Origin of the sequence: Rhodospirillum sp. A1_3_36 (assembly GCF_047263945.1) — a bacterium.
In the GTDB taxonomy this organism is placed as follows: Bacteria; Pseudomonadota; Alphaproteobacteria; order Rhodospirillales; family Rhodospirillaceae; genus Rhodospirillum.
This window is the reverse complement of the sequence record NZ_JBLAVB010000015.1, coordinates 33,062-51,875: the sequence shown is the minus strand read 5'-3', so window position 1 is coordinate 51,875 and position 18,814 is coordinate 33,062. Positions and strand designations below refer to the sequence as shown.

4 protein-coding genes are annotated in these 18,814 nt (G+C 64.7%); all 4 read right to left on the bottom strand.

Translation table 11 applies throughout. From position 1 onward, the window contains the following. Positions 1–135: 135 nt before the first annotated feature. Genes fabD through ACLIRY_RS21380 form a run of 4 tightly spaced genes read right to left on the bottom strand, consistent with a single transcriptional unit; the run spans position 136 to position 18,787 of the window. Entirely contained in the window at positions 136–2,547 is a 2,412-nt protein-coding gene (gene fabD / locus ACLIRY_RS21395) for an ACP S-malonyltransferase (protein ID WP_413207461.1), read from the bottom strand. Then, positions 2,525–15,994, bottom strand: a complete 13,470-nt coding sequence (locus ACLIRY_RS21390; RefSeq protein ID WP_413207460.1) for an SDR family NAD(P)-dependent oxidoreductase — start codon at positions 15,992–15,994, stop codon at positions 2,525–2,527. Before ACLIRY_RS21390 ends, fabD begins: the two co-directional genes overlap by 23 nt. Next, positions 15,981–17,555, bottom strand: coding sequence for a phosphopantetheine-binding protein (locus ACLIRY_RS21385; protein WP_413207459.1), 1,575 nt, complete (start codon positions 17,553–17,555; stop codon positions 15,981–15,983). The genes ACLIRY_RS21390 and ACLIRY_RS21385 overlap by 14 nt, the downstream gene beginning before the upstream one ends. Continuing rightward, the gene (locus tag ACLIRY_RS21380; protein ID WP_413207458.1) at positions 17,552–18,787 is read right to left on the bottom strand and encodes an alpha/beta fold hydrolase; all 1,236 of its coding nucleotides are present in this window, start codon (positions 18,785–18,787) and stop codon (positions 17,552–17,554) included. Before ACLIRY_RS21380 ends, ACLIRY_RS21385 begins: the two co-directional genes overlap by 4 nt. Between the last annotated feature and the right edge of the window lie 27 nt (positions 18,788–18,814).

Genomic DNA, 18,814 nt, shown 5'->3' with positions numbered 1-18,814 from the left:
CAAGTGACTCTTTTCAACGCCAGCAGGCCATCCGGCACTCCAGATCCAGAGGATCAGAAGCCGGATCGCCGCCCATCAAACGGAACGCGCTAAATACTTAAAACCCACATTTAACCTTATGGCATAAAACCCGCGTTAAACGCCACACCATTGCCAAAATGAATCCCGGAGCACCTCTTCCGTGCCCACCATCAATCGCTCGCCGATACCGTCAACATGGCGATTCACCCACTGTTCCAAGGGTGTACCTTGCACCCATCTATTGAAGGACCCAAGAGACGACCCGCAATGTACTTGGTAATCTGCTCGTTGTTCTTCACTCCCCATCAAAGCAAGGCGCATCGTGTGAACAAAGTACCATTTAAACACGAGAGCCATTCGGACCTTCTCCTCTTTCTCAGCTCTCAGTATCTCTTTTGGATTCGTAGCCAACCAATATTGTCGTGTCTCTTCGTACACATCCTCAAAGGATCTCCGAAAATAGTTTTTCTCTATATTTTCCCGTGTTCTGGCATCAATACTGGCCAGAGAGTCATACATACGATAGAGTTCATAGAGCCTATTCGCCCGGGATGGAAAGAGCAGCCCCCGTTTTAGGACCTGGATTTGGGATCCAATCTCGAACAGGTCGCCCGCAGGGGCATAATCCGTGTCCTGGACATCGGCCTGGACCAACATATCCTTGACGGCATCGCTGATCCCCGCCTCGACCGTAGCTTGGTTGATTGACCCGGTCATGATGAAGTCTGCCCCCATAACGAAGGCAGCAGCCGCAGCATCGGGGGTTCCGATTCCCCCGGCCAGTCCCACACGAACCGATGCCGATTGGGCGAAGGAACCGGCGCGCGCCATCTCGTCCCGCAGGCGGCGCACAGCGGGAAAAAGGGCTGATACGGGCCGACGGTCGGTATGCCCCGCCGAATCCGCTTCCACACAAATGTCATCCGCCATGGGAACAAGGCGAGACAGCCTTGCCTGTTCCCGAGTAATCGCCCCGTCCTTCACCAAGGAATCGACCATGGCCTCAGGGGCCGGAGCGAGGAACAGGCGGGCGACCTCGGGCCTGGAGAGCTTGGCGATGACCCGGTTCCGTGCCAGCGGGGCTCCCCGGTCATCGGACACCAGTCCGGCCAAGCGATATTTCACCACGGCCGGCGTCAACTGCATGTAGCCCGAGGCCTCGATCACATCGATGCCATGGCGGAGGAACAGGTCGACAACGACCATTTCCCGGTCCGGACGGGCATGATCGGACAGCAAATTCATGCCAAAGGCTTGCCCCTTATCCAAGCGGCTGCGGATGGACAGGATAGCGGCCTCAATCCGCTCCAGCTTCAGCCCACCGGTTCCGAAAAAGCCCATGAGACCGGCCCGCCCCAGACGGACCACCAGGTCCTCGGACGCGATGCCCTTGTACATTGACCCGGCGAGATAGGCGTATTTCAAGCCATAGGCCTCGCGAAAAGCCTGACTTCCCAAGGACTCTGCACGGATATCACGCAGCGTCGACCGTCCGGACTCCAGCATTGACACCCCAGCTGCCGCCCGAGTGGATGAAGAGGCGGGGGGCGGAGGGGGCGGCGGCGGAGGAGGAGGAGGAGGAGGAGGGGACGCCTGACGGATCTGTCCAATCAATCCGGTGAGGGTTTTTCCCGGCCCGACTTCCTCGAACCGATCGGCACCGGCAGCGATCACATAGCGCACCGTTTCGGTCCACCGCACGGGTGCCACCAAATGGCGCGCCAGGGTGTCGGCGAAACGCCGGGGATCATGGGGCCGGGCGGACACATTCGAGAGGACAGGAAACCGGGGTGGGGAGAAAGCAAACCCCTGGAGGAAAGCACCAAACTCCCGGGAAGCCTCCGCCATGTGCCGGGAATGGAAGGCGGCGCTGACCCTCAAGGGCACCCACCGTGCACCCGCGCCTTCGAAAAGGGCGCGGGACCGCTCAATTTCGGCCTTAAGGCCGGAAATGGCCGTCTGCTCCGGAGCATTCAGGTTTGCCAAATCAATGGACAGATCGTTCTCGGCCAGAAGCGCTTGAATGCGGTCCGGGGCCATCCCCAGGACAACGGCCATCCCCCCACCCGTGGCCCGATCCATCAGCTCACCCCGCTTGCGCACCAGACGGAGGCCGGTGGAGAAATCGAAGACGCCCGCAGCCAACAGGGCGTTGTATTCCCCCAGACTATGCCCTGCGGCCCAGGCAGGTTCCGGAGCCCCCCCTTTCATCTGCAACAGGTAGCTCAGGGCGTTCACCACATAGAGCGCGGGCTGGGTGAAGCAGGTGCGGTCCAGTTCCCGTCGCGGGTCCTGCTGACACAGCTCCACCAGGGAATACCCGAGAATGGCGTCGGCCTCCCGTAGAAGCTCGGGAAACGCCTCGACCAGATCGGGACCGAGCATCCCCTTGCGCTGGGCGCCCTGTCCCGGAAAGACGACGGTCGTTCCGTTCCCCTGTCCGATCATACCGGACTCACGCTCCCCCTGGCGCTCCCCCTGGCGCGTTCCCTCACGCCCCCCCTCACGCCCCATGATTTTGCCCATACTCTTCAAGCACCACATGGGCATTGACCCCACCGAAACCGAAGGAGTGGAGACCGGCACGACGCGGCCTCCCATCCGTCGCAGTCCAGGGCTGACTCTGTCGGGTCACCTGGAAAGGCCCAACCGGGACATTGGCTGGGGAAGCGGCAGCCAGGGCGTTCTCCTGCGTGCTGAAACTCCCCGGCATGACCCCATGTTTCATGGCCAACAGGACCTTGATCAGACCCGCCATGCCAGAGGCGGACTCCAGATGGCCAATGCGCGGTTTCAGATAGCCGATTCCCCATCGGGACTCCTCACCCAGGGGCTGTCCCCCGTCTGCCAGAAGGTCCCGGAAGGCGCCCTTGAACGCGGTGATCTCCACCGGATCCCCCAGGGGCGACCCCGTGCCCTGGGCCTCGATATGGTCGATCTCGGTCGGCGAAAGGCCCGCAGCCCGGAAGGCGTCGCGCACCACTGCCGTTTGGGCCAGGGGGTTGGGAGCCGTCATGGAATAGGTCTTGCCGTCGAAGTTCGTCGCACTTCCCCGAATGATCCCGTGGATATGATCCCGGTCAGCGATGGCACGGGCGAGCGGTTTCAACAGAACCGCGCCCACCCCTTCGCCCCGCACATAACCGGTGCCATCGGGATCGAACAACCGCACCCGCCCATCCCGGCTGAGGATCCCCGCGCTTTGCAGCACGGCATAGCCATGCCAATCGAGGACGACATTCACCCCCGCCACCAGGGCCGACTCACATTCCCCGGCGCGGATCGCCTGGGCCCCCCGGTGGAGCGCCACGGTCGAGCTGGAGCAGGCGGTATCGACAATTTCACTGGGACCATGGAAATCAAACAGATAGGACACCCGATTGGCAAGAATCGACTGGACCATCATACCCGTCGAGGCATGGGCCAAGGGCTGGCCATGGACCCGTTGATAGAGCTTGGCGTAGTCGTGATTCCCCACGCCAACGAAAACCCCGATCCGACCCCCGGCCAGTTCGGAAGGCGGATAGCCCGCATCCTCAATAGTCTGCCAGACGACTTCCAGCAGCAGACGTTGCTGGGGATCCATCAACTGGGCCTCGCGCGGTGAAATCCCGAAGAACAGGGAATCGAAGGCATCGATCCGATTGAGAAAGCCCCCCCGGAGGACGGGGATGTCCAAGCGGTCCATCAGCTCCTCTCGGCTCACCCCCATCCGAAGCAAGCGATCCTCGGACATATCCGCGATCAGGTCCCGCCCGGCGACGAGGTTCTCCCAAAAGGACGACAGGTCCTCCGACCCGGGCATGGTCGCCCCCATGCCAATGATGGCGATCGGCCCTCCCCCGGTCTCGACGGCACGATCTGCAATCTGGCGGATCTCCCGGACCCGGGCCGCCACCGGTTCCCCGGTTTCGACGGACTCTTCGACGGGCTCGGAGACAGGCGCCTCAACCTCGACCACCGGAGGGAGAGGCTCTGGTATCGGAGTGGACACGGACTCCACCCCGGTGATACGGCCGCCATATTCCTCCCAAAGGAAGCGGGCACAGCGCTCAATCGTGGGATGCCCGAAGAACAGATCCACGGTCAAGTCGAGACCGAAGCTGTCGTTCACCCGCTTGGTCAATTCGGTCAGATTGATCGAATCAAACCCGTATTCCCTCAGCTCGATATCGAAGTCGATTTCGGCCTCGGACAGCTTGAGAATATCGGCGATGAAGGTCTTCAACCGCTCCCGCAGCACCGCTTGCGCGCTGCGTCCCACCGGAGCAGGTGCGGGCACCGGTGCGGGCCTGGGCTGGACCACCGGAGCCGCAGCCCGAACGGGCTGGGGCCGTGGTTTCGATGCGGATGCTTCCGAAGTGTCCCCTCCTTCGGCCCCCGCTCCATCTGGACGTCCCCCATCGGGAACCCAATGCCGGATCCGGGCAAAGGGGTAGCCGGGCAAGGCACAGAGCCGGGGGCTGCCGGTTGCGTCCCGCGCCGGAGTGAGCAGCGCCCAATCGATATCAAGCCCCAAGGCCCAAAGCTGGGCGATCTTTGCGAATTTCCGCCCGGCGATGACGCTGGCCAGATAGGCGCGGCCCTCTTCCCCATCGAGCAACAAAGGCATGGGTGAGCGCCCTGCGGCGGGGTCATTGCGGAAGACCGTCCCGTCGCCGCCTCCGGCCTCCGCTCCCGCAGCCTCCCCCCAAGTGGCGCAGGTGGCGGCGAGCCTGTTTTCCAGGTCCTCCAGGTCCCTGGCGACGAAAGCGAGGCGGGCGCGCATGGGCTCCCGTCCCACCTGGAGGGTATGGGCCAGATCTGCCAAACTGGGCCGGTCTCCGTCCGCCTCTCTCAGGAAGGCGAGCAGGTATCGCGCCCGCTCCAGAAGCTGCTCTTCCGTGCGCGCGGACAGGACGATGATCTGCTCTCCGGTGGATGAAGCACCCGGCATCCCGGCTGTCGAAGGGGGCGCAAGGTATTCCTCGACGATCAAATGGGCGTTGGTTCCGCCCGCACCGAAGGAATTGATCGCGGCACGCCTGCGGGGCGGCCCGGCCTCCGGCCACATCTCTGCAGTGGGTGGTTCCCAGGGCGCGAGGGTCCGTTGCGGACGGAAGGGGGTGTCCTCCAGGCGCAGTTTGGGATTCAAGGGGTCTGCGTTCAGGGTCGGCGCCAGGGTCCGATGACGGAATTGCAGCAGGACCTTGGTCAACTGCGCCATGCCGGAGACCGCCTCCGGATGGCCCAGGTTCGACTTGACCGATCCGACCGCACAGAAACCAACACGCTCGGTCCGCCGCCGAAAAGCCTTGGTCAGCCCGGTGACCTCCACCGGATCCCCCAGGGCCGAGCCATTGGCCGCCATGTCCACATAGCCGATGGTCTCCGGATGGATCCCGGCCCGGTCCAGGGCTGCGGTCACCAGATCGGCCTGGGCATTGGGGTTGGGCACGGTGAACCCGCCCGTCCGGCCATCGTTGTTAACCAGACTGGCCTTGATGACCCCCTGGATCCGATCCCCATCGGCCACGGCCCGGTCCAAGGGCTTGAGAAGAACCGCCCCGACCCCCTCGGAGGGAATCAGACCGTCCCCGTCGCCCAGGCTGCGGCTCTCCGCCGTGGAGCCCAACATGCCGGCGTCACGCAAGGTTATGAATTTGCCCGGATCCAGGGTCAGATTCACCCCTCCGGCGATGGCGGCGGCACAGTCACCGTGCCGGATGCTTTCACAGGCCATGTGAATGGCCGACAGCGCGGAAGAGCAGGCCGTATCGATCGCCATACTGGGACCGTGCAGGTCCAGGAAATGGGACACCCGATTGGCGATCGACCAATAGGACGCCGCCGAAAGCACGCCCCCGACCTCCTTGTTCCGGGTGCGCTGGGGGTATTGCTGGTACATGCAGCCGACGAAGACGCCGATATCCCGGCCCGGTCCCTGGCTCAACGCCCGGAACCGCTTGGGCGTATAGCCCGCCTGTTCCAGGGCCTGCCAGACCGTTTCCAGGAACAGCCGGGCCTCCGGCGCCATGCGCTCAGCCTCGCGGGGCGAGATGTTGAAGAACAGGGAGTCGAACTTGTCGACATCGGTCAGGAAACCACCCCAGCGGCCGCCTTTGGCGTCCGGACCGCCACCCTCGGACCGCCAATCCCAGCGGTCGGCGGGAACTTCCGTCAGGCAATTGCGTCCCCGGGCGAGGTTGTCCCAGAACCGCTCTAGAGTTTCGGCCTTCGGATAGCGTCCGGACAGCCCAATGATCGCCACATCAGCGGAGCCACTTCGGGCCAGGGGCACCGGAGCCAACTTTTGGGGGGGCACGGAAACAGAAACGGTTGCCGGGGGAACTCCTCCCTCCAGCGGGCGGGCAGGTAGAGGGGCGAGCGGAGGAGCAGGCGGAGCAACGTCGGATGCCGGTTCCGGTTGGACGAGGTCCGCCAATCGGGCGCCCTGGGTTTCGATGAAATAGGCCGCGAGGTCGGTGACGGTGATCTGTTCAAACAGCAGAGTCGGCGAGAGTGTGCCGAAATCCCGCTCAAACCGATCCAAAATCGACATGGCCAGCAACGAATCAACGCCGAAGTGATCGAAGGTAAGGTGATCCTCCACCTCGGCCAGCGGCATTTTCAGCACGTCGGAAAACACACCCTTCACATAGAGACGCGTGCCCTTCTCCATCCCACCGTCAGAGGCGGCCGTGGTCTCCACCGCTGCCGCCGACGCGGCGTTTGGCAGAGCAACCGACGGAACAGCCTCAGGGGAGGCAGCCGAGGCGGGATCAGGGTGAACCGCAGACCGGGTCACGCAGAGCCCATCGCTTTCGCAGACGATCAAATGTTGACCGGGCTCCCTGCGGTTGGGCAGGATCGGCGCGGCAAAACGCGGCGCGCCAAAGCCCAGGCTTTCCAGCGCCAGACGCCAGCCCTCCCGATCCAGCAGGGGCGAGCCCTTGATGCGGAACTCGGGATCCTGGAACAGCCACCAGCCCGTAGTGAGACCAAACGTCAGGGTGTTGTAGTCGAGCCGCTCGGTGAACTCATTGAGCAACAACAGGCCATTGCGCTTCAACACCACCTTGAGGAACCCGAGCGTCTCCAGGATCGACCGGGTGGCATGGACGCAATTGGTTCCAATCACCAGATCGAAGGCCCCCGCCTCAAAGCCCTGGTCCGCCGGGGGTTTGTCCAGGTCGAAGGGGTGGAAGGACAGGTGGGGCCGCCCCTGGCCGAACTTGGCCTCGCCCTCCCGCAGGAATTTTCGGGAGACATCGGAATAGACATAGCGGACCCGGTCGCCGAAGGCATCCAAGGCAGCCAGAACCGGTCCACTGGTGCCACCGGTCCCCGCGCCCACTTCCAGGATCGAAACGGTCGCGGCGGGATCGCGCGCAAGGCGGGCCTCCACCGTGTCACGGACCAATTCGGCCAGGGCGTCGTTATAGGCCGCCGTGATCTCGTTACCTTTGTAGATCCCCTCCACCAGGGTCAGTTCGCCCTTGGGGAAGAGGACATCCATATGGGCCCGGCGCCCCGTCAACACCTCAGGCCAGGCGCGGAAACAGGCCAACAGCAGGGGCAGGCGTTCGCGCAACTCGGGCCAAGTCTCGCCCAGGCGCTCGCATTCGCTCTCCAGCGCCGCGCCGTCGGCGGCCTGGAAAGCGGGATCGGCGACCAGAGCCAAAGCTTCCACCGCCTCGCCCGCGATGGCGATGGCACCCCGCCCGGCCAGCAGGTCGAGGAAGGCCTCGAACAGGTCGAAATAGGCCGGAACGATGGCCAGATGGTCGCGCAAACTCTCCTTGGTCCAACGCTCCCCACCCCCTGTCAGGACGCCCATATCCTGGAAGCTGCGCAACAACATGCGGCAGCCCAGAACCTCCAACTCCTCAAACGCCTCCTGGAACCGGCCCATCCGGTCGGCGGCAACCCGGGGCGCGGGCAAGGTCCGGGGGAGCCCGCCCGGGATGGCGCAGCCGTCACCGCCCAGTAGAACGGCACGGGAGCCGGTATCGACACCGATCTCCCGAAGCCGCGCCGCATCGGCCTTCAGGGCGACCACCTGGGGCAGGGTCTGACGGAGAGCCCGTTCGATCACCGCCATACCCTCTGCGGGTTCGATGGAGCCATGGCCCTCGGCGCTCAGTCGGGCGCGGTAGTCCTCGGATGCGACGACACCGACGCTTCCCCAAAAGCCCCAATTGATAACACGCACCTTCGGCCCAGAGGCCAAACCGCCCCGATGGGCTCCGAGCTGGGCTTGAAGGGCGCGGGCGAAGGCATCCTTGAAATGGCAGCCCGCCACATAATTGGCCTGCCCCATGGAGGCTTGGAAGGAGTTGATGGAGGAGAAGAACAGGAAGAAATCGAGCGGCTCATCCCGCAGCGCCCGGTACAGGGAGACGGTTCCCCGGCTTTTGGGGTCGAGGGCTCGGCGGAAGGCGGCCTCCTCCATATTGGCCAGTGTCCTGTCCTCCAGCACGATGGCCGAATGGACAGCCCCCTGGATCGGACCGAAGCGGGCCTTGGCAGAGGCGACCGCAGTCGCCACCGCCTCGGGATCTGTCACCTCCGCTTGCAGGTAGAGCGCATCGCCCCCCAGCTCGCGGATATGGGCGATCTGAGCGCGAATCGTGTCATCCTCGGCACGCCGTCCCAGCCAGACCAGCCTGGCCTTGCGTGACCGTGCCAAATGTTCGCTGAAGGCAAAGCCGAGACCGCCCGTCCCCCCGAGAACGAGGCAGGTCACGCCCTCGCGGAAAGGCTCCGGGCCGGACGCGGGCAAGCGCAGCGGCCGCAGAGTTCGACCGTAGCGCAGCCCCCCCCGGATCAGAACCTCTTCTCCCCGGTTGCCCGGTTCGGCCTGGACGAGGCGGAGCAGACGCGCCCAATCCTCGGCGCTTTGGCAGCGCTCCAGATCCTCGCGACCCAGATCGACAGAGGCGATGTCCAGCCGGGGGAATTCCTTGGCCGCCACCTTGGCCAGACCGATGAGCGCCGCCGCCTGGGGCGTGACCGGCTCTTCCGCCGTCAAAGCATGGGCGCCATTGGTGAGGATCCGGACCTGCATGGGGGTCCGGGAGAGACCCCGCGCATGCAAGGCTTTGAGCAGACGGAAGAAGGAGAGCACCCCCTGTTCTTCGACCCGGGACAATGCGTCGAGGTCATCGAGGGCCAGGGGATCCCGGACCAGTCCGCCCAGGACATAGACCCGGTCGACGGAGCCGAAGTGGGCCAGAGCCTCCTCCAGGTCCGCCTTGTCCGGCTCCAGGCCGTTGGGCCGCTCCAGCACACGCCCCCCGGCATGGCTCGCGGTGATGGCGTCGCGAAGGTCGGGGAAAGCGGCGCCACCGATCACCAGAACGCCAAGATCCGCAGGCGCCGGTTCCGGCCTCTCCCGGACAGGGCCCAGGACCTCCCACTGGGGCAGGTGGAGCAGACCGTCAAGGGGACCGATCTTCTCCCGCAGGACCAGATTGGTCAGGGCCATGCACACCGCCCCATCCGCACCGGCCACGGCGATATCCAGGCCTCCGCCCCCGTTGCGCGTCACATGGGCGAGGCACCGGCCCTCCATGCGACCGAAGACCTCCAGGCTGTCCAGGGAGAAAGGCAGGAAGGGCGTCCCCGGTTCGGCCGCGAACAGCAGGGCCGTTTGCAAGGCGCCATCCAACAGGGTCGGGTGCAGCAGGATGTCCGCCGTCTCCCCTTCGCAACCGGAGGGAAGGGAGAGAAAACCGAGAGCTTCCTGGCTGTTGAACAGCATCCGCTCGACCCCCTGGAAGCGGGGGCCATAGTCAATCTCCATCTCAGAGAAGCGGCGATAGACCGTTGGCTTATCAAAAACCGTCGGACAGCGGGCGCGGATCCGTTCGGGGTCGATCCGCTCCGGTGCCTGCGTGGTTTCGACCGCCACCGGTCGCAGGGTCCCCTGGGCATGGGCACGCCCCTCGGAAACGCCCCCGGTGCGCATGGTGAAAGCGGTGGCCCCCTCCCGAGCCTCGAGACGGATTTCCAGCGTCTTCGCCCCGGCCTCCAGGGCGAAGGGGTGGGACCAGACCACATGCTCCAGACGGCAGGGACGGCCATCGGCGAGCCCCGCAGCAACCAGGGCCTCCTGCAGATAGGCGACACCCGGCAGGATGGCCTGACCACGGACCCGATGATCCCGGATCACCGGGTCATCCGGGCCAAACAACCGCCGCGTCACGGAGGAGTCTGACTCTACCACGGACGGGGATGGAGACGGGGATGGGGATGGGGATGGGGATGCACCCGTTGGTGACGGCGAAGAAAGGGACAGCAGGCGTGACAAAGACAGGTTCGGCGCCCCCGCCAGCCAATGGCTGGCCCCCCCGAAGGGATAGAGGGGCAACGACACACGGCGGGGCGCCCGTCCTTCTCCAGCCTCGCCCCCATGGGACACAGACCAATCGACCTCGCCCCCCACGACCCAGAAGCGGGCCAAGTCCATCAAGGCTCCCCGGTCGGAGGACGCCGCTTTCAGGGCACGGCGTTCGGGTGCTGCGTCCCTGTCCTGGGGCAGGCTTCCCCGCACCCACTCCCGGCCACCGGTCCGCTCCGGATCAGACAGCCAGTCTTCCAGGGCTTCGGTCAGCGCCTCCCGGCCCTCGGTCACGACGGCCAAGCGCTCGCGCAGGGCCTCCCGCCCCGCACCCAGGGTAAAGGCGATATCGGCCAGATCCAGTTCGGCGCCCGCCTCGGACCGCAGGAGGGTCACGAAGCGGCGCACGAGCTTGACCAGCGCCCCCTCCCGGTGAGCCGAAAAGGGAAACAGACGAACGGCGGATGCCACGGGGCTGCGGTTGGGGGAAAATTCCTCGACGATGATATGGGCGTTGGAGCCCCCAGCCCCAAAACTGCTGATGCCTGCCCGGCGCGGAGGCGCTGTGGTCGCCCCCTGCGGAACGGCGGGCTCCCAGGGGGCCGCCCCCTGTTGCGGGCGAAAGGGGGTGGAGGCGAAGGGAATATTCGGGTTGAGCGTTTCCGCATGCAGGGTCGGCGCCAGGGTCCGATGCTTCATCTGCAACAGGGTCTTGATCAACCCGGACATGGCCGCGGCGCTTTCCAGATGGCCGATGTTCGCCTTGACCGTCCCCAGGGCACAGACCGACGGCGCGCCCCCTGCCGTCGGTTCCGAGGACGTCTCCGAGAAGGCCATGGTCAGTCCCCGGGCCTCGATGGGGTCGCCCAAGGGCGTGCCCGTGCCATGGGCTTCCACATATCCAATGGTTTCCGAGCCAATCCCCGCATCGCGGATCGCCCGGGCGATCAAATCGGCCTGGGCCCGGGGATCGGGCACGGTGAAGCCATTGGACCGCCCCCCGGAATTGACGGCGGTGGAGAGGATCACCCCATGAATATTGTCGCCATCGGCCCGCGCCCGGGCCAGGGGTTTGAGCAGAACCGTGCCCAAACCTTCGCCGAACAGGGTGCCATCGGCCTCGGCGCCGAAGGGGCTGCATTTGCCGCTTGGCGAGATCATCCGCATCTGGCTGTACTGGACAAACCGGCTGGGGTGCAGGAACAGGTTGATCCCGCCCACCACAGCCATGCCGCAGCCCCCATCCCGCAGGCTCTGACAGGCGAAATGAAGGGCCGTCCCCGATGCGGAACAGGCGGAATCGATCATCAGGCTGGGGCCGTGCAGATCGTAGAAATAGGACACCCGGTTGGGGATCTGATAGAAATCCGCGTTCCGGTAAGCCCCGCCGGAGACCAGGGCCGCCGTATTGGCATAGGCCGCGTAATCATTGGACAGGGCGCCAATGAACACGCCCGTGTCCCGATCGATGGTCTCCCGCGTGTACCCGGCGTCCTCCAGCAGACCCCAGACGCTTTCCAGCATGAGCCGTTGTTGGGGATCCATCAATTCCGCTTCCCGCGGCGAGACCCGGAAGAAGCCGGCGTCGAAGCGGTCCACATCCCTGAGGAAACCGCCAACCCGGGTATAGCTTTTGCCTTCTCCGCCCTTGGGATCGTGGAACACATCCACTTCCCACCGGTTCGCCGGAATCTCGTCGATGGCGCAATGGCCAGCCTTCAGGTTTTGCCAGAAGGTGGGCAGGTCGGGGGCGCCGGGGAAGCGTCCGTTCATGCCGATAATCGCGATCCGATCCCCATCCTCTGGCCCCTCTTCCGGCTCCCCCTTGGGCAGGGCCGGAGCGGACCGGACCTCCCCCTTGGGCGAAAGTGGGGACGGAAGTGGAACCGGGGGCGGTGCGCTGTCAGGATACATCCGGCTCAGGGACTCTGCGACACCGGACAGGGTCTTGTGTTCAAACAGGAAGGTCACCGGCAGGTCGGGATGAAGGCGCTTCAAGGCCACCGTGATCTCCACGATCTTCATGGAGTCGACCCCATAGCCCTCAAGCGGTCGGTCGGGGTCCAGGGCTTCGGGCGCCATGCCCAGGGCCGAAGCAAACAGGGCTTTCAGATCCGTGGAGACCGTCTCCCCGCTTCCCTCGGGGGAAGAGGTCGCCGCAGCCGTCACACCCAGCGGAGCCGGAGAGGCCGTCGCCGTCGCCCCTATGCCGATAACCCGGGCCAGCTCGGCCAGGTCGGAGACGTCGGCGATGGTGGTGAGTTGGGTCTCCCGCGCCCGGGTGGAGGAGGGATCAACCGGAGCCGGAGAGGTAGCCCCTTCTGTCGCTTCGTCCTCCACAGTCCCCTTGTCCTCGGCGACGGAAAAGGTGATCGCCGCCACCGTTTCCGTCGGCAGCTCCAGGTCAAACCGGTCCTCCGATTGCTCTGCGGCGGCGGGCAGGACCGAGTCCAGAAACATGCGGGCCGGTTTGTTCTTGGCCGTCACCGCAAAGCCGATGCACACCGAGGCAAGCCCCCGATCCCGGGCCATCTCCCCCACATGGGCCAACATTCGATGTTCGACGCCGCGCCCCAAAACACGGCAACTCAGCAGGAAGGTGTCCACCTCCAGGGCGCTGTCGCCTGTCTCGCACAGCAGCAGGAGACCCACCAAGCCATAGTCGCCAAACCGGTCGCTGACGCGCACGGACCAGCCTTCGTGCCCTGGCTCGCCAAGCCATTGGCGCACCTCTCCCAGGGTCTTGCGCCGGGTGGAGAAGTTGAACTGATTGGTCCGTTGGGTGAGCTGCGCGGCCCGGGGCAGGTCCGCCTCTGCCAGGGGGGCAACGTCAATGGTCAGGTTGAGGTCGCGCAGGAAGGTGGCGAAATCCGAAGACTGGTCCAGCAAACGCCCCCGCTCCACCTGGGAGCGATAGCGGGAGCTGCGCTTGGCGTCCTCGTCGGTGGCAAGGAAGCGGTCGAAGACCCAGAGGTGTTCTAGATACCGCGCGATAGCCGTCGCATCGGTCGGCCATTGGATGGTCGTGACCTCCGGTCGGGCGGCGCGGACCTCGGCACATTCCACCGGCGAATCATCGAGGAAAACGAAACTGTCGAGCCCCAGGTTCAGGGCTTCGGCCAGGGAACGGAGGTTTTCCGATTTCCGCTCCCAATTGATCCGGCCATCAACGATATGCTCCCGCCGCAAGGGCATGTCCGGATTGGCGTCGAAGACGGCCCAGACATCCTCTTCCTGGTTCTTGCTGCACAGGCAAAGCAGCATGCCGCGCTTGGACTGCTCCACCAGAAGGGACTGGAACGCCCGATAGGGGCCGTCCACCTGAACACCCTTTGGCCCGGCCTCCCCACAGACCCCTCCCCAAAGGGTATTATCGCAATCGAGGACCAAGACCTTATAGGGCATGCGCCGGGCATGGGCGTAACAGCGCGTGACCAGGGTCCCCAGAACATTAAAATAGGACGCCGAATAGGGGATATGGCCCAGGGCATCGCGCACCGGATCGTGGATGTCCTCCGCGCTCTCCCCGGCGCCTGTTTCCACCACCCCATAGGCGCGGTGGTAATCCTCGGCGGCCAGGAAGATCAAGTCGGCGACCGCTTTGGGCGCGCCCTCGCGCAGGCCCTGTTCCGCTTCGGACAGCAGCGTCCCCCATTCCGGATGCTGGCCCTTGGCGGGCGACGCCGGGCAGAGGATCAGGGCCGTAACGCACCGGCCCCGTTTGCCGTAAGCCCCCAGGGCTTCGAGAAAAGCGGCAAGACTATCCCGCAACAATGCCCGCTCGCGCGCCGAGGGGGGGACCGTTCGATCCAGCCCTTCCTCCGGGTCCTCGGTGGCGTTGCGCAGCCAATCCTCAACCCGAATCAACAGGACATTCAGCCCCTGGGGGTTCGCCACCAGAAGGCCCGCCGGGTCCAGCATGTCGCGGAACATCTGGGCATAGGGTGTCAACTGGAGGGCCGCGGGGCGCCCCAAGGTCTGGAGCCAGTGCTCCACGGAGGGGCGCAGGCCATCATGGGTGAAGCTGGCCGCCACCATGATCGTGTCGTCCGGGACTGTGTCGTCTGGGACTGTGTCGTTTGGGATCGTGTCGTTTGGGATCGTGTCAGCAGGCGACAGGGTAAAGTCGTTGAGAATCCGGACAGGACCCGTCTCCGGTTGGGCGAGCGCATCCGCCACCCGGCCAGCGACCAAAGCCGGATCCAGCGCCTGAGCTGCCCGGGCTGGCGTATTGCTCATCTCGGTCAGAAGGGCGGGCGGGCGGACCAGCAGGAAAGACACCCCGTCTTCCCGGGCCGCCGCAGATTGGACGAAGGCCTCGACCGCCGTTTTCAAGCGACGGTACTGGGGCCATTCCGCCCCCTCCGTCTCCAGAATGATCGAGGACAGGGCCACCACCGCCCCGCCCTGGGCCGCCACATCGGGCAGAAAAACCTCCATGGGCGTCACCGCCAGCGCATAATTCTCGTCGATATAGCGCCGGACCGCCGCTTTGGACGACTCAGAGGTGCCCAAAGTGACCGGCGGTGCACAGGCGTTGGACAGCAGAATGTCGAGCTTGCCGAACCGCCGAAGCACCTGGGCGCGGGCCTCCTCGCACCAGGCCCGATCCCCTGCGTCCCCCCGCAGCAGGAGCAGGTTCCCCGGCGCATCCTGAAGGGAATCGGCCAGAGCCTCCGCCTCCTCCTGACTGGACCGGTAATTGAGCGCCACATGGCACCCCCGCCAAGCCAGAGCCTTGACGAAGGCTGCCCCCAGCCCCCGGGAGCCCCCGGTGACCAGAGCCACCTTGCCAGCCAAGCGACGATCCAAGGAATCCCGGACCCCTTGCCCCCCTTTCGCGGCGACAGGGATGTCCTTCCGGGCAAAGGCCGCCAGTTCCCCTTCCGCCACCAGACCATTTGCCGACCAGACGCGCAGATCAAGGGACAAGGCGCCAAAGGTATCCTCGAAACTGCGGGTGGTCAGGCGATAACGGACAATGTCATCCACCGCCACCGGCCGCCCCTTGGGAAACCGCAGGGTCGCCCGGGAGAACAGCGCCCGCCGTCCGGGCAGTTCCATGCCGATCAGGTAGCTCGCCAGACGCAGGGCCAATTCGCAAGCCGGGAAGCGCCCCGCTTCCGCCCGCGCTTGGTGGGTGCCCTCCACCATGGGTTCGGCCAGCAATTCCGCGTCGGACAGGACCTGGGGGATCCGGCGCGGATCCGCCGTTTGGGGAAAGGCCTCCCCTGGTTGGTCCTCAAGACCCGGCGACGGGGGGACGCCCTCGCCAAACCCGGCGATCAACCGCAACAGGACAAGATCCCCGTCACGCAGTTCGACACGGGTTTCGCTCTCGGATCCTGGCGCACCGTCTGCCGGACGCACCACATGCACCGCATACTCAAGGTCCAGAAAAATGGGTTGGCGGAATTCCACCGTAACATGAGTCAACCACTGGCCCGGACAGATCGGCAGACGCTCCAAACAGGCCAAAGCCCCCAGTGCCCCGAACACGACCCGCCGCCCAAAGGCGCTTTTCCGGGCGTAGGCCTCGTCCATATGCAACGGGTTGACGTCATAACTTTCCTTGGCGAACCGCCGAAGATCCTCCGCCTGAAAACACACCGGGCTCCACAAGGCCTCGCCCCCCTTACCCTCGGACATTACGATTGGCCTCCGGACCGCCCAGTTTCTTGAGTATCAGATCGATCTGTCCGTCGGAGAGCCCCGACACGAAATCCACCAAACGAGAGGTCGCCGCGTTATCCAAGGGTGGATCCTCCTGTGGGCTCGGGTCATCCTCAGCCGCCGGTCGGCGCATCGGCGGGGAAGCCTCCGGGCACAAGCCTGCGATCTTCTCCGCGAGACTGCCGATATCGGGCCTGGAGAACAGGTGATGGGGGGCGATCCGAACTCCGAAGGTCTCGGTTACGAGCTTACTCAATTGCATGACGTTCAGAGAATCCATGCCCATTTGAATGACGTTATCGTCCAATTCGATCTGTTCGATCCCCAGCATGGTCTGGCAGGTATCGCGCAAAAAGGCCGCGATCTCCCCTTGCCGCGACGCGGACACCTTGGGCTCTTCCACCGGTTGGGGCAGGACCACCTGGGGAGGCTGCATTGACCGGGCGGGCGGGGGGGAGGGTTGCCTGATGTCCTCCCCTTCCCCAAGGCCTCGCCGTTCGGACAGGGATCCCAAAGGCTGCGGCTCGGCCTCCCTCTCCACGGGGAACCAATGGGACCGGCGGTCAAAGCGATAGGTAGGAAAGGACACGCGCCGCCCGGGCCGATGGGCAAAATAGGCAGACCAATCCACAGCGACGCCGCGAATGGCGAGCTCAGCCAGGGTATTCATCATCCAATGAACGCCGTCAAAAACGCCCAACCAGACATCGCCCCCCTTTGGCGGGAGGCCCCCACGGTCGCCCCCTCCCTCAATGATCCGGCCACTGCCCACCTCCAGGATAAGGGGAGCGCCATCATCGGGAATGGAGTCCGCCGCATGGACCGGAATGGAGGTCGAGCCCAGAGACAGGGGCGCTGCGCCCGGCGCCTTTGCCCAGGCCAGGGCGTCCCCCAGGGACAACCCCCCGGCGAGATGGGCGGCGAGCGCCTCCCCCCCCTCACGGCCGGTTAAAGCTTGAGGCCGCAAGCCGCGCTTGATCCAAGACGAAGCCAAGGCGTATTCGAAAATGAACAGGACCGATCCGCCGATGTCCGGTCTGTCGAGGACCAGGGTCATCCGGTCCCGCCCCGGGTCGTCCGAAAGAAACACGCCCGGCCAATCCCCCGAGGTATGATCGTCCATAAGGACCATGCAACGGTCCACCGCCTCGCGAAAGTCGGGGTCCGACCGGTAAAGCGCGCGTGCACCGCCTAAGGCCTCATCCCCCTGCCCCGCGCCACCAAACGAAAAGATGACCCCCCGGTCCTTCACGGCAGTCTTTGCGGCCAGCATGCGCTCCGGATACTGCCCCGCCAAAACCGCCGCAGCATCCTGGGCATCACGACAGACCAGGGCCCGGCGCAAGGGAAAGCGCTCGCGCCCCCTCAACAGCGTGAAGGAGACATCCGCCAGCTTTGCCGCCCCTGGTGAAGCGCAATAACGCGCTGCGTCCTCAAGAAGCCCGCTGAGCGCCGGTTCGGATTTTGCCGATAGGAGCAAAAGGTGCCACTGTGTCGGCGGAACCCGTCCGCTCGGAGAAGAAAGGGGTGCGTTCATGGTCCCGCGAGAATCATGTCGAGCTTGCGCGCCAAGTCCTGGATGTGGGGCTCGTCGAGCATGCTCAAGTGGTTGCCGGTAACGGTCAGGGTCTCGACACCGCCAACAGCCAGGCGGTCCCAACCCCGTGCCGCATCAAGGGGATTCAAAATCTGCTGTTCCAAGGTTTCCAGAAGAGTCAGGGAACCGGGATAGGGCTTTGGAGAATAGCGCGCCGCAGCAAGGCAATGGGCCGTCACCACGCGCACCAATGCGGGCGAATAAGTGGAGGCCCCCGCTCCCTGCTCTACTTCAATGCGCTTGTCATAGGAGAAGAACGGCATCACCAAATTCTTCAAGGCATCTTCGCCAAACCGACTGGCAAACTCCACAGCCGTGAAGAGCTTCGGAAGGGACTGGGAGACGGGCACATCGGTGCCAAAAATGACCAGATGACTCACCTCCTCCCCTTGCGCAGAAAGCTGGCGGGCGATCTCGTAAGCCACCAAACCACCGAAGGAATATCCTCCGATCCGATAGGGCCCCCTCGGTTGCACCTCGCGGATGAAGGGAAGGTAGAAGGCCGCAAAATCCTCAATCCGCTTCAAGCCCGCCCCCCCTTCCAGGCCGGGTGCCTGAAGGGCGTAAAACGGCTGGTCTTCACTCAACAAATTCGCCAAAGCGAAATAGTGAAAGGTGGAGCCCAGCAGGGCGTGAATGCAAAAGAAGGGAGAGCGCGTTCCCTGCGTGCGCATGCCGACAAGCGGGGATTCGCGCCCCTCCTCCACCTCGCCCTGGACCCGCAGTGCATCCCCGAGGAGGGTCACGAGCAGACGCGCCATATCCGTGATGGGGTTGCCGCTGGCGAGCGCAGCCATCGACCCGGACGCCTTGGACAGCGCCCCGGCCAAACGAGACAGCGGTTTCCCCGGCCCTGCCCCCAACCCAACCGAAGAGAGGTTCCCTTTGGCATCTGCCGTGGAGGATCCTCCCTCTCTCTGGCGCGACTCATCGGGGGAGCGTCGACTAGGCTCGCCCATATCAGCTTGGCCGATATCGGGTTTACGGGCTTCGGAACGTTTAACCGGCGCAGCTTGCTCCCCCGGTGCGCCTTGCTCCCAAGGGGGTGTCAGACCATAATCGCGCGCCACCTGAGCCGCTCGGGTTCGATCCTTCAGGACCGTCTCGAGCAGCAGGCGTTGCTTGGCCGTCAACCTGTTAAATGTACCCGAACTGTCTTGCTCCACTTTCATACGCCCCACCGTCCTGTGCGAGCTCAT